This is a genomic window from Kitasatospora sp. NBC_00458 (assembly GCF_036013975.1).
GTDB lineage: Bacteria > Actinomycetota > Actinomycetes > Streptomycetales > Streptomycetaceae > Kitasatospora.
On record NZ_CP107904.1, the window covers coordinates 3,752,179 to 3,772,940 of the forward strand.

General features: G+C 73.7%; 19 protein-coding genes and 1 pseudogene. 7 read left to right on the plus strand and 13 right to left on the minus strand.

Annotated elements, in window-relative coordinates; genetic code table 11:
* Nucleotides 1-6: 6 nt before the first annotated feature.
* Nucleotides 7-552: an SHOCT domain-containing protein gene (locus OG550_RS15070; protein WP_327677797.1), complete on the plus strand. Its 546-nt coding sequence runs from the start codon at nucleotides 7-9 to the stop codon at nucleotides 550-552.
* A gap of 27 nt (nucleotides 553-579) precedes the next feature.
* Here OG550_RS15070 and OG550_RS15075 read toward each other — a convergent pair whose 3' ends face one another.
* A complete protein-coding gene (locus OG550_RS15075) occupies nucleotides 580-2,574 on the minus strand; it encodes a serine/threonine-protein kinase (protein ID WP_327677799.1) in 1,995 nt (664 codons plus the stop codon).
* Nucleotides 2,575-2,828: 254 nt separating this feature from the next.
* Here OG550_RS15075 and OG550_RS15080 point away from each other — a divergent pair, with 254 nt between their 5' ends.
* The gene (locus tag OG550_RS15080; protein ID WP_327677801.1) at nucleotides 2,829-3,419 is read left to right on the plus strand and encodes a hypothetical protein; all 591 of its coding nucleotides are present in this window, start codon (nucleotides 2,829-2,831) and stop codon (nucleotides 3,417-3,419) included.
* A gap of 305 nt (nucleotides 3,420-3,724) precedes the next feature.
* Nucleotides 3,725-4,960, plus strand: a complete 1,236-nt coding sequence (locus OG550_RS15085; RefSeq protein WP_442906122.1) for an IS30 family transposase — start codon at nucleotides 3,725-3,727, stop codon at nucleotides 4,958-4,960.
* A gap of 68 nt (nucleotides 4,961-5,028) precedes the next feature.
* Here OG550_RS15085 and OG550_RS15090 read toward each other — a convergent pair whose 3' ends face one another.
* From OG550_RS15090 to OG550_RS15105, 4 genes are all read right to left on the minus strand, one after another.
* Entirely contained in the window at nucleotides 5,029-6,153 is a 1,125-nt protein-coding gene (locus OG550_RS15090; protein WP_327677803.1) for a GuaB3 family IMP dehydrogenase-related protein, read from the minus strand.
* A 150-nt stretch (nucleotides 6,154-6,303) separates the two neighbouring features.
* Entirely contained in the window at nucleotides 6,304-7,806 is a 1,503-nt protein-coding gene (guaB, locus tag OG550_RS15095) for an IMP dehydrogenase (protein ID WP_327677804.1), read from the minus strand.
* Between the two features lie 308 nt (nucleotides 7,807-8,114).
* Entirely contained in the window at nucleotides 8,115-8,699 is a 585-nt protein-coding gene (gene shbA, locus OG550_RS15100; RefSeq protein WP_442906152.1) for an RNA polymerase sigma factor ShbA, read from the minus strand.
* Between the two features lie 557 nt (nucleotides 8,700-9,256).
* On the minus strand, nucleotides 9,257-9,868 hold the full coding sequence (locus tag OG550_RS15105) for a response regulator transcription factor (protein WP_014136228.1): 612 nt from the start codon (nucleotides 9,866-9,868) through the stop codon (nucleotides 9,257-9,259).
* Between the two features lie 572 nt (nucleotides 9,869-10,440).
* On the opposite strand from OG550_RS15105, the gene OG550_RS15110 reads away from it, so the two are divergent.
* A complete protein-coding gene (locus OG550_RS15110; RefSeq protein ID WP_327677807.1) occupies nucleotides 10,441-10,776 on the plus strand; it encodes a WhiB family transcriptional regulator in 336 nt (111 codons plus the stop codon).
* Between the two features lie 118 nt (nucleotides 10,777-10,894).
* Here the strand turns inward: OG550_RS15110 and OG550_RS15115 are convergent, their stop codons facing one another.
* The 3 genes from OG550_RS15115 to groES all read right to left on the minus strand — a co-directional run bounded on the left by OG550_RS15115 (nucleotide 10,895) and on the right by groES (nucleotide 14,103).
* Nucleotides 10,895-11,899 carry a LysR family transcriptional regulator gene (locus OG550_RS15115; protein WP_327677809.1) on the minus strand — a complete coding sequence of 335 codons (1,005 nt, stop codon included), beginning with the start codon at nucleotides 11,897-11,899 and terminating at the stop codon, nucleotides 10,895-10,897.
* 157 nt (nucleotides 11,900-12,056) lie between these two features.
* On the minus strand, nucleotides 12,057-13,685 hold the full coding sequence (gene groL / locus OG550_RS15120; RefSeq protein WP_327677811.1) for a chaperonin GroEL: 1,629 nt from the start codon (nucleotides 13,683-13,685) through the stop codon (nucleotides 12,057-12,059).
* Nucleotides 13,686-13,797: 112 nt separating this feature from the next.
* A complete protein-coding gene (groES, locus tag OG550_RS15125; RefSeq protein ID WP_014136232.1) occupies nucleotides 13,798-14,103 on the minus strand; it encodes a co-chaperone GroES in 306 nt (101 codons plus the stop codon).
* Nucleotides 14,104-14,363: 260 nt separating this feature from the next.
* On the opposite strand from groES, the gene OG550_RS15130 reads away from it, so the two are divergent.
* The gene (locus OG550_RS15130; protein WP_327677813.1) at nucleotides 14,364-14,669 is read left to right on the plus strand and encodes a hypothetical protein; all 306 of its coding nucleotides are present in this window, start codon (nucleotides 14,364-14,366) and stop codon (nucleotides 14,667-14,669) included.
* A gap of 172 nt (nucleotides 14,670-14,841) precedes the next feature.
* A complete protein-coding gene (locus OG550_RS15135) occupies nucleotides 14,842-16,041 on the plus strand; it encodes a class I SAM-dependent methyltransferase (protein WP_327677815.1) in 1,200 nt (399 codons plus the stop codon).
* Here the strand turns inward: OG550_RS15135 and OG550_RS15140 are convergent.
* The 5 genes and pseudogenes from OG550_RS15140 to tsaB form a co-directional block, all read right to left on the minus strand.
* A complete protein-coding gene (locus tag OG550_RS15140) occupies nucleotides 16,017-16,979 on the minus strand; it encodes a polysaccharide deacetylase family protein (protein WP_327677817.1) in 963 nt (320 codons plus the stop codon). The two genes, OG550_RS15135 and OG550_RS15140, sit on opposite strands and share 25 nt — an antisense overlap.
* A gap of 89 nt (nucleotides 16,980-17,068) precedes the next feature.
* Nucleotides 17,069-17,332, minus strand: a complete 264-nt coding sequence (locus OG550_RS15145; protein ID WP_442906001.1) for a hypothetical protein — start codon at nucleotides 17,330-17,332, stop codon at nucleotides 17,069-17,071.
* A complete protein-coding gene (gene tsaD / locus OG550_RS15150; RefSeq protein ID WP_327677819.1) occupies nucleotides 17,329-18,435 on the minus strand; it encodes a tRNA (adenosine(37)-N6)-threonylcarbamoyltransferase complex transferase subunit TsaD in 1,107 nt (368 codons plus the stop codon). The genes OG550_RS15145 and tsaD overlap by 4 nt, the downstream gene beginning before the upstream one ends.
* A 181-nt stretch (nucleotides 18,436-18,616) precedes the next feature.
* A pseudogene (gene rimI, locus OG550_RS15155) lies at nucleotides 18,617-19,075 on the minus strand (ribosomal protein S18-alanine N-acetyltransferase); the annotation flags it as partial.
* A 104-nt stretch (nucleotides 19,076-19,179) separates the two neighbouring features.
* Nucleotides 19,180-19,836, minus strand: a complete 657-nt coding sequence (gene tsaB / locus OG550_RS15160; protein ID WP_327677821.1) for a tRNA (adenosine(37)-N6)-threonylcarbamoyltransferase complex dimerization subunit type 1 TsaB — start codon at nucleotides 19,834-19,836, stop codon at nucleotides 19,180-19,182.
* Between the two features lie 295 nt (nucleotides 19,837-20,131).
* On the opposite strand from tsaB, the gene OG550_RS15165 reads away from it, so the two are divergent.
* On the plus strand, nucleotides 20,132-20,713 hold the full coding sequence (locus tag OG550_RS15165; protein ID WP_327683903.1) for a hypothetical protein: 582 nt from the start codon (nucleotides 20,132-20,134) through the stop codon (nucleotides 20,711-20,713).
* Nucleotides 20,714-20,762 lie beyond the last annotated feature (49 nt).

The following is a 20,762-nucleotide window of genomic DNA, read 5'->3' on the forward strand; positions in this document are numbered from 1 at the left end:
GGTCCCATGGACTGGACCGATCTCATCGACACGGCCTTCGACGTGGCCGGCAACAGCAACAGCGACAACCGGGCCGCGGCCCTGCGCACCGTCGAGGCGAACGTCGCGCCCGACGAGAAGCCGGTCGCCTCCACGGCCGGGCGCCACCCCGATCACTTCCGCAAGGGAGTGCTGGTCCTGACCACCCACCGGCTGCTGTTCCTGAAGGACGGCAAGCCGCCCGTGCCGGTTCCGCTCGCCGCGGTGACCGACGCGACCGTCACCAAGACCCGGATCAACGGGGAGGTGCTGCTGGTGGTCGCCCTCACCGGATCGCACCGCTTCGAGGACGTGGTCAAGGCCGAGGTCTTCGCCGAGCAGGTCCGGGCGGCCGCCCGGCTGGCGCGCAACGCCCAGCGGCAGGAGCTCGCCGCCCCGGCCGCAGCGCCCGCCGCGGCCGTCTCCTCCGGCACCGAGCTGCTCGACCAGCTGGAGCGGCTGGCCGGCCTGCACGCCGCGGGCGCCCTCACCGACGAGGAGTTCAGCCGCGCCAAGCAGCGCCTGATCGGCTGACCCCCGCACCCGCCCGGCCGGCGCCGCTCACGGCGCCGGCTGGAAGGTGTCGAAGGAGGTCTGCCGCGCCTGCGCGTTCTGCGGCGCGCTCCACTCCGCGTCCGGGGACGTCCAGTAGATCGCGTAGCCGTACTTGGCCGGGGAGCCGGTCACGAAGCCCCGGTTGAGCGAGTGCATCCGCGGCGTGCCGTTGGTCCACTCCCAGTCGGCGGCGTTGCTCCACTCGCGGTAGCCGACGGCCTGCAGCTGCACCCGCTGGTAGTTGCTGACCTGCGCGCGCAGGCCCGGCTCGGACTCCTGCCAGTCGGCGAGGGCGTTCGGTCCCGGCGTGGTGGTCCACTCGATCCGCAGGGTGCTGCCGTTGCCCTTGAAGACCCGGCGGATCGACTCCGAGCCGGTGAGCTGCAGCCAGTCCGGCAGCACGACCGAGAAGCCGGACGGGTCCTTGTACTCGTGGAACCCGGCCGGCACGACGGCCCCCGTGGGGGTCGGCGTCGGGGCCGGGGTCTGGGGCGGCGTCGAGGCCGGGCTCACCGGCGGCACCGGGGCGGTCTCGGGCGGTGCGGCCGGATCCGTCGTCCCCGCCGGGGCCGGGTCCGCCGGTGCGGGGGCCGCCGAGGTCGCGGACGCGGCCGCCGGCGGGGCGTCGGGGGAGTTCGCGGTGGACGCCGTCACCGACGCGGTGCCGTGCGCGCCCTCGGCCGACCCGTCGCCGGAGCCGCCGAGCGCCTGGACCAGGACCACCACGCCCGCGATCAGCAGCAGCACCACGACCACCGTCGCCACGGCGAGCCGCCGCCGGCCCTTCCGCGGGTCCGCGCCGGCCGCCTGCGTCGCGCCCAGCGTCCACTCGCTGGTCACCGGCCGGGCCGCCTCGGGCTCCGGCTCCGCGGGGCCGGGCTGCGCGGACGCCACCGGTGCCGCGGGCTCGGTCGCGGGCTCGGCCGCGGGCTCCGCGACGGGCGGTGCGGCCCGCTCGCCGCTCGCGGCGTCCGCGGCCCGGCTGCCCACCCGGACGGTCCCGAGCAGTCCGCCGACGGTCCGCCCGCCCTTCTCCGGCTTCCCGGCCGCGGGCTTCTCCGCCGCCGGGCCGGCCGGCTCCTCCGCAGCCCCGTCGCCCGGCTTCCCCGACGGCGTGCCACCGCCCGCCAGCGGCACCGCCTGCTCGGTGGTCGACTCGGCCCGCGCCGTCGCCTCCGCCGCCACCCGCTTGAGCATCGACCGGGTCTGCGAGGCGGTCAGCCGCTCCTCCGGGTCCTTGGCCAGCAGCCCCTCGATCACCTGCCGCAGCGGCCCGGCGTTCACCGGGACGGTCAGCTCCTCCGTCATCACGGCCGTGAGCGTGGCCAGCGCCGAGCCGCGGTCGTACGGCGGCCGGCCCTCGACCATCGCGTACAGCGTGCCGCCCAGCGACCAGAGGTCGGCCGGCGGCCCGGGCTTCTGCCCGCGGGCCCGCTCCGGGGATATGTACGAGGGCGCGCCCACCAGCATCCCGGTGGAGGTCACCGACGGGTCGCCCTCCACGCTGGCGATGCCGAAGTCCGTGAGCACCACCCGGCCCTGCTCGCCGATCAGCACGTTGGACGGCTTGACGTCCCGGTGGAGGATGCCGTGCGCGTGCGCGGCGCTGAGCACGCCCAGCACGTCCAGCGCGATCTCGGCCGCCCGGGCCGGCTCCAGCGGGCCGTCCTCCCGGATCACGTCCGCCAGCGAGCGGGACTCCACCAGCTCCATGACGATCCACGGCCGGTCGTCCTCCTCGACCACGTCGAAGACGGTGACCGCCGAGTTGTGCCGGATCCGGGCCGTCGCCTTGGCCTCGCGCAGCGTCCGGACGATCAGCCGGTGCTTCTCGTCCTCCTCGACGCTGGCGTTCATCCGCAGCTCCTTGACCGCGACCGTGCGGCCCAGCATCTCGTCCTCGGCGCGCCAGACGGTGCCCATGCCGCCGCGACCGAGCACCGCGTCCAGCCGGTAGCGTCCGGCCAGGAGGCGGCCGGTGGAACCCTGCGCCTGGGTCATTCGGAACGTTCCCCCATGTGGTGCTGGCGGTCGTGGTGACGGCGTGTCGGACCGGCGTCGGGGCCGAACGCCCAAGCCTCCATCATCCCCTGTCCGGGATGCCCTCGACCACCCGGCCCCCGGCCACCCTGGCACCGGAGGCGTCCCGGCACGGCGCTCCGTGCCCGATCTGTGATCGAAAACTCTGTCCGTCCTGCTCCGGGCACTGCTACCGTGCGGCAGTTCACCGTCCTTCCGGGGGGAATTCGACGTCCATGACCGCACCCGAAGCCGGCGCTGACGGCCAGTCGGGCCGACCGCCGACGGCCCAGCACTTCTCGGTCGCACCGGAACCGGAGTCACCGGAGGGGTACGTGGCCCCCGGAATGCCCGGCGGCCCGATGGCCGGTTACCACCCCGGCACTCCCACCGTCTCCGACGCCCCGGGCGGAGCCGGCGGTTCCGCTCGCCGCTACCGCACCGGCCGGGCCCTCGCGCTGGCCGTCGCCGCGATGCTGGTCTGCGCCCTCGCCTACGGCCTGGCTCCGCCCCGTGCCGCGAGCACCGTCGGCTGGCTGGCGATCGCCCCGGCCGCCGCCGTCGCCTGGCCGCTCGGCCGGCTGGGCGGCCCGGGCCGGCTGCTGCCGCCGCTGGGCGCACTGCTGTCGGCCGGCGCGCTCCTCCTCGGCCAGGTGCTCGGCCGGACCCGCCGGCTGCACGCACTGGACGGCACCCCGTACGACGAGCTGCTGCGCGACGCCCTGACGCTCTGGCGGGACGACCGCCGCCTGCTGGACGTGGTCTTCTACGGGATCGCCGTGATCGGCGGCTTCCTGCTGACCCGCAGGGCCGCCACCCGGCAGTAGGGCGCGCCCGGCGGGGCCTCCGGGCGGCCCGCCGCATCCCGTCCGCCGCCGGCCGCCGCGAGGCCCGCGAACGCCGCGGGGCCCCCGCCGCGAACCTTGGGTTCTAACGGTCCTCGCAACACCCGTGATCGATGGGAGTTGCGGGGACCGTGGGCGTTGGACGCGATGATCTTTCGGGGTTGAGGGAGCGTTTCCTTGCGCGGCTGGATGCCGTGGGGAACGTGACCGTGGTGGCGCGTGAGCTGGGGATGAACCGGAACACCGCCTTCGGCTGGGCCCGGAAGGCCGGACAGAGCTCGGTGCGCCTGCCACGGCGGCACCCCGGGCGCGACGAGTACGAGCGGCTCCGGGCCGGGGGTGTCGCGCGTCAGGAGGCGGCCCGGCGGGTCGGTGTGAGCGAGCGCACGGCCAGGGACTGGGACCAGGGCGTCAAGAAGAGTGCCATGACGCGGACCTATCCCGACGGCCGCCGTGTCGACTACGCCACCGGGACCGTCACGATGTGCGGTGTGACCACGGCACCAGTGGGCCTGACGGCCCTGGAACAGCAACTGCACCCGAGGTTCCTGACACTGGCCGAGCGCGAACGGATACGGGATCTCCAGGCACTCGGTCAGTCGTTGCGGGCGATCGGACGTGCCCTGGGGCGGCCGGCGAGCACGGTCAAGCGGGAGATCGACGCGAACTCGGGCAGCAAGGGATACCAGCCCTACGCGGCCCACCGGGCGGCCGCCGCACGCAGGCCCCGGCCCAAGGAGCGCAAGCTGCTGCGCGAGGGACGACTGCGCGGCTTCGTGCAGGACAGACTGCGCGTCCGGTGGTCACCGGAACAGATCTGCCACGCTCTACCGACGGAGCATCCCGACGACGAGAGCATGCGGGTGAGCGTGGAAACGATCTACCAGGCGCTGTACTTCCAGGCCCGTGGCGGCCTGAAACGGGAAGTACAGGCAGCCGTCCGCTCCGGCCGGACCCGCCGCAAACCCCGCCGCGACCCCGAGCGGCGCACCCCGCGGTTCATCGACCCGATGGTGATGATCAGCGACCGACCCGCCGACGTCGAGGACCGGGCCGTGCCCGGTCACTGGGAAGGGGACCTGATCATCGGCGCGGGCGGCCGCTCCGCGATCGCCACCCTGGTCGAGCGCAGCACCCGTTACACCATGCTGGTCCACCTGCCGGGCGGTGCCCACGACGCCGAGACCGTCCGCGACGGCCTCGTCCGCACCATCCAGACCCTGCCCGCCCACCTGCGCGGCTCCCTCACCTGGGACCAGGGCAGCGAGATGGCACGCCACAGGCAGTTCACCATGGCCACCGGCATGCCCGTCTACTTCTGCGACCCCGCCTCACCCTGGCAACGCGGTTCGAACGAGAACACGAACGGGCTCCTGCGGCAGTACTTCCCGAAGGGAACCGACCTCAGCCCGCACAGCCCCGAAGACCTCGAACACGTCGCCCAAGAACTCAACGGCCGCCCACGCAAGACGCTCGGCTGGGATACCCCAGCCGAGCGTCTACGTGATCTACTCACCACCTAAAACCAAGTGGTGTTGCGACGACCCCTTGAACCCAAGAACGGACGGGGGCCCCGGCGCGCGGGACGGGCTCAGCGGTGGTGCGCCGGGTTGACCGTCACCTCGACCCGCTGGAACTCCTTGAGCTCGGTGTAGCCGGTGGTCGCCATCGCCCGGCGCAGCGCGCCGAACAGGTTCATGGTGCCGTCCGGGGTGTGCGACGGGCCGGTGAGGATCTCCTCGGTGGTGCCGACGGTGCCGAGGTCGACGCGCTTGCCGCGCGGCAGCTCCTCGTGGACGGCCTCCATGCCCCAGTGGTAGCCCTTGCCGGGCGCGTCGGTGGCCCGGGCCAGCGCCGCGCCGATCATCACCGCGTCGGCGCCGCAGGCGACCGCCTTCGGGATGTCGCCGCTGTAGCCGACGCCGCCGTCCGCGATGACGTGCACGTAGCGGCCGCCGGACTCGTCCATGTAGTCGCGGCGGGCCGCGGCCACGTCGGCGACGGCGGTGGCCATCGGGACCTGGATGCCGAGCACGTTGCGGGTGGTGTGGGCGGCGCCGCCGCCGAAGCCGACCAGCACGCCGGCCGCGCCGGTCCGCATCAGGTGCAGCGCGGCGGTGTAGGTGGCGCAGCCGCCGACGATGACCGGGACGTCCAGCTCGTAGATGAACTGCTTCAGGTTGAGCGGCTCGGCGGCGCTGGAGACGTGCTCGGCCGAGACGGTGGTGCCGCGGATCACGAAGACGTCGACGCCCGCGTCGACCACGGCCTTGGAGAACTCGGCGGTGCGCTGCGGGGAGAGCGCGGCGGCGGTGACCACGCCGGAGTCGCGGACCTCCTGGATCCGCTGCTTGATCAGGTCGGCCTGGATCGGCGCCGAGTAGATCTCCTGCAGACGGCGGGTGGCGCCCGCCTCGTCGGTGATCGAGACGATCTCGTCGAGCAGCGGCTGCGGGTCCTCGTAGCGGGTCCAGAGGCCTTCGAGGTTGAGCACGCCGAGGCCGCCGAGGCGGCCGATGGCGATGGCCTGCTGCGGGGAGACCACGCTGTCCATGGGGGCGGCCAGGAACGGCAGGTCGAACCGGTAGGCGTCGATCTGCCAGGCGATCGAGACCTCCTTCGGGTCACGCGTGCGCCGGCTGGGGACGACGGCGATGTCGTCGAAGGAGTACGCCCGCCGGCCGCGCTTGCCTCGCCCGATCTCGATCTCAGTCACTTCGAGCCCTTCTGGTGGTGTTGCTCATGCCCGCCGGGTCACCCCGGCCGCCCCCAGTATCCCGCACCCGCCGGGGGCCGCACCGCCGCGCCCGCCCCCCGGACGCGCGGAAGGGGCCCGCGGCTGCGGGCCCCTTCCGGTCGCGTCGGGTCAGCGGCTGGTGTAGTTCGGCGCCTCGACGGTCATCTGGATGTCGTGCGGGTGGCTCTCCTTGAGGCCCGCCGAGGTGATCCGGACGAACCGGCCCTTGCTCTCCATCTCGGCGATGGTGGCGGCACCGACGTAGCCCATGGTCTGGCGCAGACCGCCGACCAGCTGGTGCAGCACGGCCGAGAGCGGGCCCCGGTAGGGCACCTGGCCCTCGATGCCCTCGGGGACGAGCTTGTCGTCCGAGGCGACCTCGGCCTGGAAGTAGCGGTCCTTGGAGTACGAGCGGCCCTGGCCGCGCGACTGCATCGCGCCCAGCGAGCCCATGCCGCGGTAGGACTTGAACTGCTTGCCGTTGATGAACTGCAGCTCGCCCGGGGACTCCTCGCAGCCGGCCAGCAGCGAGCCCAGCATCACGGTGTCGGCACCGGCGGCGAGCGCCTTGCCGATGTCGCCGGAGTACTGCAGGCCGCCGTCGCCGATGACCGGCACGCCGGCCGCCTGGCAGGCGAGGGCGGCCTCGTAGATCGCGGTGACCTGCGGGACGCCGATGCCGGCGACCACCCGGGTGGTGCAGATCGAGCCGGGGCCGACGCCGACCTTGACGCCGTCCACGCCGGCGTCGATCAGCGCCTGGGCGCCGTCCCGGGTGGCGACGTTGCCGCCGACCACGTCGACCTTGACGGCCGCCTTGATCTTCGCGATCCAGGCCAGCGCGTTGTGGCTGTGGCCGTGCGAGGTGTCGACGACCAGGAAGTCCACGCCCGCCTCGACCAGGGCCTGGGCCCGGTCGAAGGCCTCGGCGCTGGCGCCGACGGCGGCACCGACCAGCAGCCGGCCCTCGCTGTCCTTGGCGGCGTTCGGGTACTTCTCGGCCTTGACGAAGTCCTTGACGGTGATCAGGCCCTTGATCCGGCCCTCGTCGTCGACCAGCGGCAGCTTCTCGATCTTGTGGCGGCGGAGCAGCGCCACGGCGTCCTCGCCGGAGATGCCGACCTTGCCGGTGATCAGCGGCATCGGGGTCATGATCTCGCGGACCTGGCGGCGGCGGTCCGACTCGAACGCCATGTCGCGGTTGGTGACGATGCCGAGCAGCTTGCCGCCCTCGTCGGCGATCGGCACGCCGGAGATCCGGAACTTGGCACAGAGCGCGTCGGCCTCGGCGAGCGTGGTCTCCGGGCCGACCGTGATCGGGTCGGTGACCATGCCGGACTCGGAGCGCTTCACCAGGTCGACCTGGTTGGCCTGGTCCTCGACGGAGAGGTTGCGGTGCAGGACGCCGACGCCGCCCTGACGGGCCATCGCGATCGCCATCCGCGCCTCGGTGACCTTGTCCATCGCCGCGGAGAGCAGCGGGATGTTGACCCGCACGTTCCGGGAGACCCGGGAGGAGGTGTCGACCTCGTTCGGCAGCACCTCGGAGGCCCCGGGCAGCAGCAGGACGTCGTCGTACGTCAGTCCGAGCATCGCGAACTTCTCGGGTACGCCTGCGGCGTTGTAAGACATTTCGGGGGTACCTTCCGTGGCCGGCCTAATCCGCTCACGCCCGAGGGTGGGGGCGCTGTCATCGCTCACTCGCTCGGACCGCCGAAAGCCGGGTGGCAACTGGAGGATCCTCCAGGGGAACCCCGTTCACACCGTCGAAACTTTGGCGACCCGCCCAGGCGCCGATACCCCATGGTACTGGCACCCGCGAATGGGTCCTCGTGTGCCCTTGACAACACCCGCCGCCCGTTGCTCATTCCGGCACCAGGTGACCGGAAAAGGGCGCCCGCCCACACCACGGCCACACCGGGCGGGGGCCGGGGCAGCCCCTAGGTCGCCCCCTCGGCGAGCGCCCGCAGCCGGCTGAGCGCGCGGTGCTGGGCGACCCGGACGGCCCCCGGCGACATCCCGAGCACCTCGCCGGTCTCCTCCGCGGAGAGCCCGGCGGCCACCCGCAGCAGCACCAGCTCGCGCTGCCGGGCCGGCAGGTTGGAGAGCAGTTCCTTGGCCCAGGCCGCGTCGCTGCTGAGCAGCGCCCGCTCCTCCGGGCCGAGCGCGTCGTCCGGCACCTCCGGCAGGTCGTCCTGCGGGACCACGGTCGAACCGGGCCCGCGCATCGCGGCCCGCTGCAGGTCGGCGATCTTGTGCGCGGCGATGCCGTAGACGAAGGCCTCGAACGGCCGCCCCTGGTCCTTGTACCGGGGCAGTGCGCAGAGCACCGCCACGCAGACCTCCTGGGCGATGTCGTCCACGTGGTGCCGGGCGCCGCCGGGCAGCCGGACCAGCCGGCCCCGGCAGTACCGCAGGGCCAGCGGGTGGACGTAGGCGAGCAGCGCGTCGATCGCCGGGCCCTCGCCCCGGACGGCGGCCGCGACCAGCTCGCCGACCAGCGGGGAACCGCCGCCGCCGAGCACCGGCGGCCGCCCCGCGACCGCGCCGGGCCGGCCGGCGTCCTGCCGCTCCCGGTCCTGCCGCTCCGCGTCGTCGCCGTGCGCACCACCCCGGGGGGCGTCGTCCCGGGGCCGGTCGTCCCGCTCGGGTCCGGGCTCCGCGGAGCCGCCGGAGTCCGCGTACGCCGCGCCGGTCCCGGGTGCGGAAGGCTCGGCCTCCACCGGGTCCGCCTCGCCGGGAGCCCCGGTCACGTCGTCGCGCATCGGTCCATGGTGCCTGGTCGCGCGGGAAAACGCGGCACCGCGTCCGGAGTTGTGCACCGGAACGTTATGCGGTGCCGCACCGGTACGCACCACCGGCCCCTCCTGCACCGTGCCGCCTCCCGCCCCGCCACCGTCGGTGGCCCCGTCCGCCGCGCCGTCCACCGAGTCTCCTGCGGCCGTGTGGTTCGCCGCAGTTCCTGTCCGCTGGTCCCCGAGGTGCTCCACTCCTCCATGGTGCAACCTCGGGGCCGTAACGTCACACGCCCCTGCACGGGGAATCGTGAGCAGCGTGCCGGGACCGGCGGAGCCGCCGGCGGTCAGCGGACCAGGCCCCAGCGGAAGCCCAGGGCCACCGCGTGCGCGCGGTCCGAGGCGCCGAGCTTCTTGAACAGGCGTCGGGCGTGGGTCTTGACGGTGTCCTCGGAGAGGAACAGCTCACGGCCGATCTCGGCGTTGCTGCGTCCGTGGCTCATTCCTTCGAGCACCTGGATCTCACGCGCCGTCAGGGTCGGTGCGGCGCCCATGTCGGGGCTGCGCAGCCGGCGCGGGGCGAGCCGCCAGGTCGGGTCGGCGAGGGCCTGGGTGACGGTGGCCCGCAGTTCGGCGCGCGAGGCGTCCTTGTGCAGGTACCCCCGGGCGCCCGCCGCCACCGCGAGGGCGACGCCGTCGAGGTCCTCGGCGACGGTGAGCATGATGATCCGGGCGCCCGGGTCGGCCGACAGCAGCCGCCGGACCGTCTCCACCCCGCCGAGGCCGGGCATCCGGACGTCCATCAGGACGAGATCGGAGCGGTCGGCCACCCAGCGGCGGAGGACCTCCTCCCCGTTCGTCGCGGTGGTGACCCGGTCCACACCGGGTACGGTCGCGACGGCGCGGCGAAGCGCCTCGCGGGCGAGCGGGGAATCGTCGCAAACGAGAACGGAAGTCATGACCGTCGTCCTCCGCAGCTGATCCGCGTCACGTTGAGCCTCCTGGCTGGTACGAACCTCTCCGACACGGCCGATCGGCGACGGACTCCGTGCTGATCGCCTGAGATTCCCCGCGATCGTTCCCGACGTCCGGCGCCCGCTAACCGCCTCCACACTTCCAACGACCGTCACTCGAATGAGTTACGGCCTTCAGGGCCATCTCCACCACTGTACGTGGCCGACTCGTTACCGATCAGCCGCATCGCGGTGCACACGCCGCTCTTTTGCGCAGCTCGCACGCGGTGGGCGTGCGACCCGCACGCCGATCCGGGCCCCAGTGCGCCCGTCGGCCACCCGATTGCCACGTCCGCGCCGGGCGGCCGCCACATCGCCGGACATGCCCACTTTGCCCGTTTTTATAGCTTTTGTATGGTCATTGACTGTTGTGCCACTCTGTGGGTGACTTGTCCATGGAGTTGCCGTAAGTCATATTTCCAGGTGTCCACACTGGCGCCGGACGCGCCCCGCCGTACCGCCCGTGCAATCCGCCGGCGGGCGGCGCGCGGTCGACGAGCCTCTGAAGGGAATGAGCCATGGCAGATTTCTCCCGCCTCCCCGGCCCCAACGCGGACCTCTGGGACTGGCAGCTCTCCGCGGCCTGCCGCGGCGTGGACAGCTCGCTCTTCTTCCACCCGGAAGGCGAACGCGGAGCCGCGCGGAGCTCACGCGAGGCGAGCGCCAAGGAGGTCTGCATGCGCTGCCCCGTCCGCACCGAGTGCGCCGCCCACGCGCTGGCGGTCCGCGAGCCCTACGGCGTCTGGGGCGGCCTGACCGAGGACGAGCGCGAGGAGATGATGGGCCGCTCGCGCAACCGCCTGGTGGAGGTGCCGCTCGTCGCACCGAGCGTGGCCCAGCAGTACCAGCAGTGACCGTCCGTGTCCGCCGCGCCGAGAAGAATCGTTTCTTCTCGCGGTGGCGCGTGTCCGGGGCCCACACGTGCCCGGGTGTTCGCCCGGCCGGCCCCGCACGGCCGCCGGTGGGCCCCGGTCAGCGGCCGGCGGCCGCCCCGGCCAGCCGCTCCAGCATCAGCGCCACCGCCGGCACGTCGGCGAGGTCCGGCAGGGTCAGCGCCACCACCTGCCGCACCGCCGGCGCCCCCGACGCGGCGTGCACCGCCACCGTCTCCACCCCGTCCGGACGCACCGACCGCAGCGCGAGACCCGGCAGCACGGCCACCCCGAGCCCGGCGGCGACCAGGCCGACCACCGCGGGGTAGTCGTCGGTCGCGAAGTCGATCCGGGGCTCGAACCCGGAGCCCGCGCAGAGCTCCACCAGGTGCCCCCGGCACTGCGGGCACCCGGCGATCCACTGCTCCCCGGCCAGCTCGGCCAGCTCCACCGGCGCACCGCGCCCGGCCAGCCGGTGCCCGGCGGGCAGCAGGCCGACCAGCGGGTCGTCCAGCAGCGGGGTGACCACCAGATCGGACCAGTCGGTGCCGGCACTGAGCTGCTGGGCCTCCAGATTGGCCTCCGCGCGGGCCTCGCGGGGCGTGCCGTGCGCGGGCGCGGACGCCGGCGCGGCGGAGGCACCGGGCGCCTGCGGGTAGCGGAAGGCCAGCGCGACCTCGCACTCGCCGCCGCGCAGCATCGCCAGCGACTCCGGGGGCTCCGCCTCGACCAGCGACACGCGGACCCCCGGATGGCTGTCCCGCAGCCGGGCGACGGCGGGCGGCACCAGGGTGGAACTCGCGGTCGGGAAGGAGACCAGACGCACCCGTCCGGCCCGCAGTCCGGCGATCGCCGCCACCTCCTCCTCGGCGGCGGAGAGCCCGGCGAGGATGCCGGTGGCGTGCTTGAGCAGCACCCGTCCGGCCTCGCTCAGCTGCATCCCGCGCCCCGAACGGACCACCAGCGGGGTGTCGACGGACTTCTCCAGGGCCTTCATCTGCTGGCTGATGGCGGGCTGCGTGCACCCCAGCTCGCGGGCGGCGGCGGAGAAGGATCCGGTGCGGGCGACGGCACGCAGGACGCGCAGGTGGCGGGCCTCGATCATTCCTCAAAGATATAAGGAAATCTTTGCTGTCTGCAAAATTCACATGATAGTTGAAGAGTAAAACTCAGCCCGGGAGGACGGACCCCCGGCCGACACGCCGGAGGCCCGGCCGCACCCCCGAGGGGCGCGGACCGGGCCTCCGGTCACTGAACGGGTGTCAGTGGGAGTGGCCGTGGCCGCCGTGCGAGTGACCGGCGTCGGCCTCCTCCTCCTTCTTCTCCACCACGAGGGTCTCGGTGGTGAGCAGCAGGGAGGCGATCGAGGCGGCGTTCTCCAGGGCGGAACGGGTGACCTTGACCGGGTCGATGACGCCGGCCTTGATCAGGTCGCCGTACTCGCCCGTGGCGGCGTTGTAGCCCTGGCCCGGCTCCAGCTCGGAGACCTTGGAGGTGATGACGTAGCCCTCCAGGCCGGCGTTCTGGGCGATCCAGCGCAGCGGCTCGTGCAGCGCCTTGCGGACGACCGCGACACCGGTCGCCTCGTCGCCGGTCAGGCCCAGGCCGTCGTTCAGCACCTTGGCGGCGTGGACGAGCGAGGCGCCGCCACCGGCGACGATGCCCTCCTCGACCGCGGCACGGGTCGCCGAGATGGCGTCCTCCAGGCGGTGCTTGCGCTCCTTCAGCTCCACCTCGGTGGCGGCACCGACGCGGATGACGCAGACGCCGCCGGCCAGCTTGGCCAGGCGCTCCTGCAGCTTCTCGCGGTCCCAGTCCGAGTCCGTGTTGGCGATCTCGCCCTTGATCTGGGCGACGCGGCCGGCCACGGCCTCGCTGTCACCGGCACCGTCGACGATGGTGGTCTCGTCCTTGGTGATGGTCACGCGGCGGGCGGTGCCCAGCACGTCCAGACCGGCCTGGTCGAGCTTGAGGCCGACCTCCTCGGAGATCACGGTGCCGCCGGTCAGGGTGGCCAGGTCGCCCAGGATCGCCTTGCGGCGGTCGCCGAAGCCCGGGGCCTTGACGGCCACGGCGTTGAAGATGCCGCGGATCTTGTTCACCAGGAGGGTGGACAGCGCCTCGCCGTCGACGTCCTCGGCGATGATCAGCAGCGGGCGGGAGGTGCCGCCCTGCACGACCTTCTCCAGCAGCGGCAGGAGCTCCTGGATGGAGGAGATCTTGCCCTGGTTGATCAGGATGTACGGGTCTTCGAGGACCGCCTCCTGGCGCTCCGCGTCCGTGACGAAGTACGGCGACAGGTAGCCCTTGTCGAACTGCATGCCCTCGGTGAAGTCCAGCTCCACGCCGAAGGTGTTCGACTCCTCGACGGTGATGACACCGTCCTTGCCGACCTTGTCGATCGCCTCGGCGATGAGCTCGCCGACCTGGGTGTCCTGCGCGGAGAGGGTCGCGACGGCGGCGACGTCGTCCTTGCCCTCGATCTCGCGGGCGATGGACAGCAGGTGCTCGGAGACGGCGGCGACGGCCTTGTCGATGCCCTTCTTCAGGGCGGCCGGGCCGGCACCGGCGGCGACGTTGCGCAGACCCTCGTTCACCAGGGCCTGGGCCAGCACGGTGGCGGTGGTGGTGCCGTCACCCGCGACGTCGTTGGTCTTGGTGGCGACCTCCTTGACGAGCTGCGCGCCAAGGTTCTCGTACGGGTCGTCGAGCTCGACCTCACGGGCGATGGTGACACCGTCGTTGGTGATGGTCGGAGCACCGAACTTCTTGTCGATGACGACGTTGCGGCCCTTGGGGCCGATGGTCACCTTGACGGTGTCGGCCAGCTTGTTGACACCGCGCTCCAGCGAGCGGCGCGCGTCCTCGTTGAACTGCAGGATCTTCGCCATGTTCCCTATTCCCTCGGGGCTGCGGCCGTCGCGGCCGCTCGACTTACGTGAACCAACAACCACGCCCCGGGCCCCTGTCACTGGGACACGGATCCGGGGCGGGCCTGACGTCTTACTTCTCGATGATGGCGAGAACGTCGCGAGCCGACAGAACCAGGTACTCCTCGCCCTGGTACTTCACCTCGGTGCCGCCGTACTTCGAGTACAGGACGATGTCACCGACGGCGACGTCGAGCGGCAGACGCTGGCCGTCCTCGAAGCGGCCCGGGCCGACGGCCAGGACGACGCCCTCCTGGGGCTTCTCCTTGGCGGTGTCCGGGATAACCAGGCCGGAGGCCGTGGTGGTCTCGGCGTCGAGCGGCTGGACCACGATGCGGTCCTCGAGCGGCTTGATGGCAACCTTGCTGCTGGTGGTCACGTCCGAGCTCCCCTTCGGAGATTACGGGGTTTTCTAACGGGTAGGGGCGAACCTGCGCATCTGCCGTCGCGGGGGTCAGACACGCCTCTTCGCGTTAGCACTCCCCCGGTGGGGAGTGCTAGGCACGACCATAGGCCGCGGTTAGCACTCAGTCAACCAGAGTGCCAACGACGCGCCTCCCGAACCCCCTCCTGCGGCTGAGTAGCCGGTGAGTAGCCGTACTCATGTGCGACCCGCGGGCCCGACCGCACACTCGTCCCATGACCGAGACCTCCCTGCGCACCGGCCCGTCCACCCGCCGCGACCTGCTGCTGGCGCTCGCCGCCCTCCCGCTACTGGGAGGCGCCTGCGCCGTGGTCGCCTTCACCGCCTACGCCCTGGCGATGGGCGCGGCGATGAGCGACGCCGGCGGGCTGGTCCTGCTCCTCGTCCTCGCCGGGGGCGCCCTCGCGCTCGCGCCGGCCGTCGTGGTCGCGTGGCGCACCGGGCGGGCCGGCTGGCGGATGGTGCCGGTCGCCGCGCTGCTCTCCCCGCTCACCGCGCACTGGTGGTTCCAGCTGGTCTGACCGGCCCCACCGGGCGCCCGCACCGCGCCGTCCGGTGATCGCCGCTCCCCGGCCCGGGCCCCGGGCGCACCGGCCGCCGCTCCCCACGGCTCCGACCGGCGTACCGGCCGTCGCTCCGGCCGCCGCTCCGACCGGCGCTCCGACCGGCGCTCCGACCGGCGAGAATGGCCCTGTGGAGACCGACGACCTGCAGCCCCTGCTGACCGACCGGGGCCAGGCCCTGCTCGCCGAACTGCGCGAGTTCGCGCCGGAGGAGGAGCTGGCCCTGGCCACCCGGCTGCGCCGGGAGCACCCGGCCGAGCTGGTGTCCGCCGCCTTCGGGCAGGCCCGGCTCCGGCAGCGGGCCCGGGCCAAGTTCGGCGAGGACGCCGACCTCATGTACTTCACGCCCAACGGCGTCGAGCAGTCCACCCGGCGCAGCGTCGCCGAGTGGCGGGCCGCCCGCTTCGCCGGCCTCGGCGTGCGGCGGCTGGCCGACCTCTGCTGCGGGATCGGCGGCGACGTGCTGGCCCTGGCCCGGGCCGGGATCGAGGTGCTCGCCGTCGACAGGGACCCGGCCGCCTGCGCCGCCACCGCCGCCAACGCGGCCGCGCTGGGCCTGTCCGACCTGGTCGAGGTGCGCTGCGCGGACGTCGCCGACGTCGACGTCACCGGCTACGACGCGGTCTTCACCGACCCGGCCCGGCGCACCGCGCGCGGCCGGGTCTTCGACCCCGAGGCGTACGCCCCGCCGCTCTCCTGGGCGGTCGAGGCCGGCCGGCGCACCCCGGTCGGCGCGCTCAAGGTGGCACCGGGAATCCCGCACGAGGCGGTGCCAGCCGACGCCGAGGCCGAGTGGGTCTCCGACCACGGGGACGTCAAGGAGGCGGTGCTCTGGTTCGGCACCCGGGCCGACCGCCCGCACCGCGCCACGCTGCTCCCCCAGCGCGCCAGCCTGACCGGCGGCGACCTGCCCGACCCGCCGGCCGGCCCGGTCGGCCGGTACCTGTACGAGCCGGACGGCGCCGTGATCCGCGCCCACCTGGTCGCCGAGGTGGCCGGACAGGTGAACGGCCGGCTGATCGACCCGAAGATCGCCTACGTCACGTCGGACGACCTGGTCGCCACGCCGTACGCGCACGCCTTCGAGCTGACCGACGTGCTGCCGTTCCACATCAAGAAGCTCAAGGCGCTGCTGCGCGAGCGGGGCGTCGGCACGGTGGTGATCAAGAAGCGGGGGATGGCCGTCACGCCGGAGGAGCTGCGCCGCCAGCTGAAGCCGTCCGGCCCGAACTCCGTCACGGTCATCCTCAGCCGGACCGACAACGGGCCGCTGATGATGCTCGGGCAGCCGGTCCGGGCCGGGGATCAGGGCGCGGGCGCCTCGATGTAGTCCTCCAGCCGGGCCACCGCGAAGCCCTGCTCCTGGATCCGGGCCAGCATCTCGCCGAACATCTGCGTCATCGTCTCGCCCTTGAGGTCCTTCGGCCCCCGGAAGTGGGCGAGGACGATGTCACCGGGCCGCAGCCTCCCGTCCGCCGCCTGGTACTGCATGTCGTGAATCTGCATCGACTCCCGCCAGAGCACGACCGCCCGCGGCCCGCACTGCTGCACCGCGCCGTTGAGCGCCGCGGAGCCGGCGCCGTCGCCGTACGGCGGACGGAAGAGCAGCGGCGCGGTGCCGTACTGCCGGGTGAGGGCGGTCTGGGCGTCGCAGATCTCCGAGCGCAGCTTGTCCGGCGCCACCTTGCTCAGCTGGGCGTGGTCCACGGTGTGGTTGTGGACGTGGTTGCCGAGCGCCTGGAGCCGCTTGAAGTAGCCGTAGTCGTCCTTGACGATGTCGCGGGTCAGGAACATCGAGACCGGCACCCCGAGGTCGGTCAGCATCTCGACGAACTTCGGGTCCTTCTCCGCGCCGTCGTCGATGGTGACGAAGACGACCTTGTCGGTGGTCCGCACCTCGCTGAACACCGGGACCGGGCCGGTCCGCTGGAGCTTCACCGGCTTGTCGGCGGGCGCGGGCGGCGCGGGCGGCAGCGGCTTGAGGTTCCACTTCGCCCAGGCGGCCGCGTTCCCGGCGGCCGGCACCGGCACGGGGGCCGGCGTCGTCGCGGCGGGCTGCTGCGGCGCGGCGGCGGCCGGGGCGGGGGTGCCGGGTCCGGCCGGAGTGGTGGCGGACGCGACGGGCGGGCCGCCGGTCCCCCCGCTGCCGCACCCGGCGGCCGCCGCCAGCAGGGCCAGCGCCCCCACCGCGTACGCCGTCGTCCTGACCCGCCCGTACCTCTTCACCGCGCCGCGCTCCCCGGTCCCGTCCAGCGATCTCGTCGCCATGCACGGTAACGGTCACGTGTTCGGTTCCCGGTCGGGCCTTCGAGCAGCCGATCGGCGGGGGTCGCCGCAGCCGGTCTACTCCTGCGGTGCTACTCCACGTGCTCGCTGGTGAAGGACCAGCGGTGCACCGGACGGCCCAGCAGCCCGGCCGGCGGCTCGGCCACCGGTACGGGCTCCCCGGTCCACCAGGTGATCAGCAGCACGCGCTCGCCGGGGGCGGCGAACAGCTCGGTCCGGACCAGCCCGGCCGAGCCGCGCAGCGCGGGCAGCGCGGCCTCGCGGACCCAGGCGGAGAGCTCGGCGGCGCGCCCGTCGGCCGCCCGGGCCTCCCACATCGCGGCGGTGGTGGTCACCCCTGCTGCCCGGTCAGCGCCTCGTACGCCTGGCCGTGGACGTCGCCGTGCACGGGCGCGGCACCCGGCACGTGGGTCTCGGTCACCGGCAGCGAGGAGTCCGCCGACAGGTCGAGGGAGGACGGCTCGCGGTTCCGCCAGACCATCTCGGCACCGAGCGCGGCGACCATCGCGCCGTTGTCGGTGCACAGGCCCGGACGCGGCACCCGGAGCCGGATGCCGGCCTTGTCGCAGCGCTGCTGGGCCATCTCGCGCAGCCGCGAGTTGGCCGCCACCCCGCCGCCGATCATCAGGTGCCCGACGCCGCTGTCCTTGCAGGCCTTGACCGCCTTGCGGGTCAGCACGTCGGTGACCGCCTCCTGGAAGGACGCCGCGACGTCCGCGACCAGCACCTCCTCGCCGGCCCGGCGCTTCGCCTCCACCCAGCGGGCGACGGCGGTCTTCAGGCCGGAGAAGGAGAAGTCGTACTCCGGGTCCTTGGGACCGCTCAGGCCGCGCGGGAAGGCGATCGCCTTCCGGTCGCCCTCACGGGCGGTGCGGTCCACCACCGGACCGCCGGGGAAGCCCAGCCCGAGCACCCGGGCGACCTTGTCGAAGGCCTCGCCCGCCGCGTCGTCGATGGTCGCCCCGAGCGGGCGGACGTCACTGGTGATGTCCTCGCTGAGCAGCAGCGAGGAGTGCCCGCCGGAGACCAGCAGGGCCATCGTCGGCGACGGCAGCCGGCCGTGCTCCAGCTGGTCCACGCAGATGTGCGAGGCGAGGTGGTTGACCCCGTACAGCGGCTTGTCGAGCGCCCACGCGTACGCCTTGGCGGCGCTCACCCCGACCAGCAGCGCGCCCGCCAGGCCCGGGCCGGCCGTGACGGCGATGCCGTCCAGGTCGCTCGCCTTGACGCCGGCGGTGTCCAGGGCGCGCTGGATGGTCGGGACCATCGCCTCCAGGTGCGCGCGGCTGGCGATCTCGGGGACGACGCCGCCGAACCGGGCGTGGTCGTTGACGCTGGAGGCGACCGCGTCGGCGAGCAGCGTGGTGCCGCGCACGATGCCGACGCCGGTCTCGTCGCAGGAGGTCTCGATACCGAGGACCAGCGGTTCGTCAGCCATGGCGGGTGTCCTTCTTCACATCCGGTCGCGGGAGGTCCGCGGGTTCGTCGGGGTCGTCGCAGCCGTCGTGGCCGTCGAACCCGTCGAGGTCGTCGTCGTGGCCGTGGTCGTGGCCGTGGTCGGCCGGGTCTGCCGGGTCGGAGAGGTCCTCGCCGCTGCCGGGGTCGTCGCCGTCGTCCGGGGCGGCGGGGTCCTCCGGGCCGGCGAGGTCGAGGCGCATCACCAGCGCGTCGATGTTGGCGGGCTGGTAGTAGCCGCGCCGGATGCCGACCGGTTCGAAGCCGAAGCGCTCGTACAGCCGCTGGGCGCGCGGGTTGTCCACCCGGACCTCCAGCAGCAGCTCCGCGCAGCCGCGCCGGACCGCCTCCCGGACCAGGTCGGTGAGCAGCGCCGTGCCGAGGCCGGTCCCCTGGTGGCGCCCGTCGACGGCGATCGTCTGCACGTCGCCCTCGCCGGCCACCGCCATCAGCCCGGCGTAGCCGACGACGGCCCCGTCCGGGGTGGCGGCGACCGTGTAGTGGCGGGTGCCGCCGGGGTGGGTCTCGGCCAGCTCGGACCAGTACATCCCGGTGGACCAGGCGTCCTCGGGGAACAGCCGCAGCTCCAGCTCCATCACCGGGGCGATGTCCCACCAGCGCATCGGGCGCAGGGTGGCGGCCGGGGGGGCCTCCCCGCCCGGGGCGCCCGGCGCGGGCACCGTGGCGCCCGGGTCCGCGGTGGCCGGGCCGGCGGTACTCGGACCGGTCACGCCGGCAGCACCGCCTTGTAGCCGGCCGGCACCTGGGCGTCCGGGCGGCGCAGGTAGAGCGGGGCGTTGGGCAGCAGCTCGCGTCCGGCGGCCAGCTCGGCGGCGGCGAAGCCGGCGAGCGCGCCGGCCGAGACGTGCTCGGGGCCGTGCGCGCCGGGGAAGGCGTCCGGGTAGAGCAGCGCACCGGCGCCGACCGCCCGCGGCAGCGGCGTCAGCTCGGCCGGGCGGTCCACCGCCGGGCCCTCGGTCCGGCGGCCCCCGGCGTCGTACGAGGCCCAGTAGACCTCCTTGCGGCGCGCGTCGGTGGCCACCGTGAACGCCTCGCCGGACAACCCCTCGGCGCGGGCCTGGTGGGCGATCGCGTCCAGGGTGCAGACGCCGTGCACCGGGATCCCGAGCGCGTGGCCCAGGGCGGCGGCGGTCACCAGACCGACCCGCAGGCCGGTGTAGGGGCCCGGGCCGACGCCCACGGCGATGCCGGTCAGCCGGTGCTTGTCGACACCGGCCGCCCGCAGCACCTGGTCGATGGCGGGCAACAGCAGTTCGCCGTGACGCCTGGCGTCGACCTGGTCGGTCTGGGCGAGGACCGCGGTGCCGTCGTGGACGGCGGCGGTGACGGCGGGGGTAGCGGTGTCGAACGCGAGCAGCAGCACGGGTCAAGGTTAGACCGGTCGGCGGGTGACCGGGCCGCCCGTCCCCGCCCGCCGCTGCCGTCCCCGCCGGGCGGGGCCCGGGTCCCGGCGTCGGTCCCGGCGACGCGCATCACACCGAGCGCGACCACGACCACGCGGCCGCGACCCGGGCATCTGCTCCGATCATCTGCTCCGCCCGATCGAAAACCAGCGCCGGTCCGGAACACACGTCCGGCACGATGCGGACCGGACGGACGGACCTGGCACGATGGGGCCGACGGTTTTGGGACGGCGGTGGGAGCAGCACGTGGCGAAGATGGGTCCTGGAGTGGTGGTCACGGGGCTGACCCTGGGGGCCCTGGCAGTGGTGAGCCTGCTGGCCTTCCAGGCCAACGGCGCGCAGGACCGCGCGGTCGCCGCGAGTCCCAGCACGAGCGCCGCGGCCTCGTCCAGCGGGCCGGCCGCCACGGCCACCCCGACCGCCTCCCCCACGCCGACCGTACCGGCGCTGCCCACCACCGGCGCGGGCACCGGGCTGCGGGTCGTGTACTCGGTCGGCGGCCACTACGTCTGGCTGGTCGACCCCAAGAAGACCCCGCAGGTGGTGGCCGCGTTCCCGGTCACCCCCGGCACGGTCGAGCCGGCTCCCGGCAGCTACCCCGTGTACAGCCGGACGCCCACCACCACCGGCACGGACGGCCGGCAGATCGAGCACGTCGTCCGCTTCGCGCAGCAGAACGGCGTGGTGTTCGGCTTCAGCGCGGCCGTCGACGGCGCCACCGGCACGCCGACCACCGACCCGAAGGCCAAGACCGGTGGCATCCGCAGCGGGCGGCAGGAGGGCCAGCTCCTCTGGGACTTCGCGCCGAACGGCACCAAGGTGGTCGTGATCGCCTGACCGCGCCGGGCCCCGCGGTCCGTGCTGCGCTCCGTGCCGCGCGCCCGTG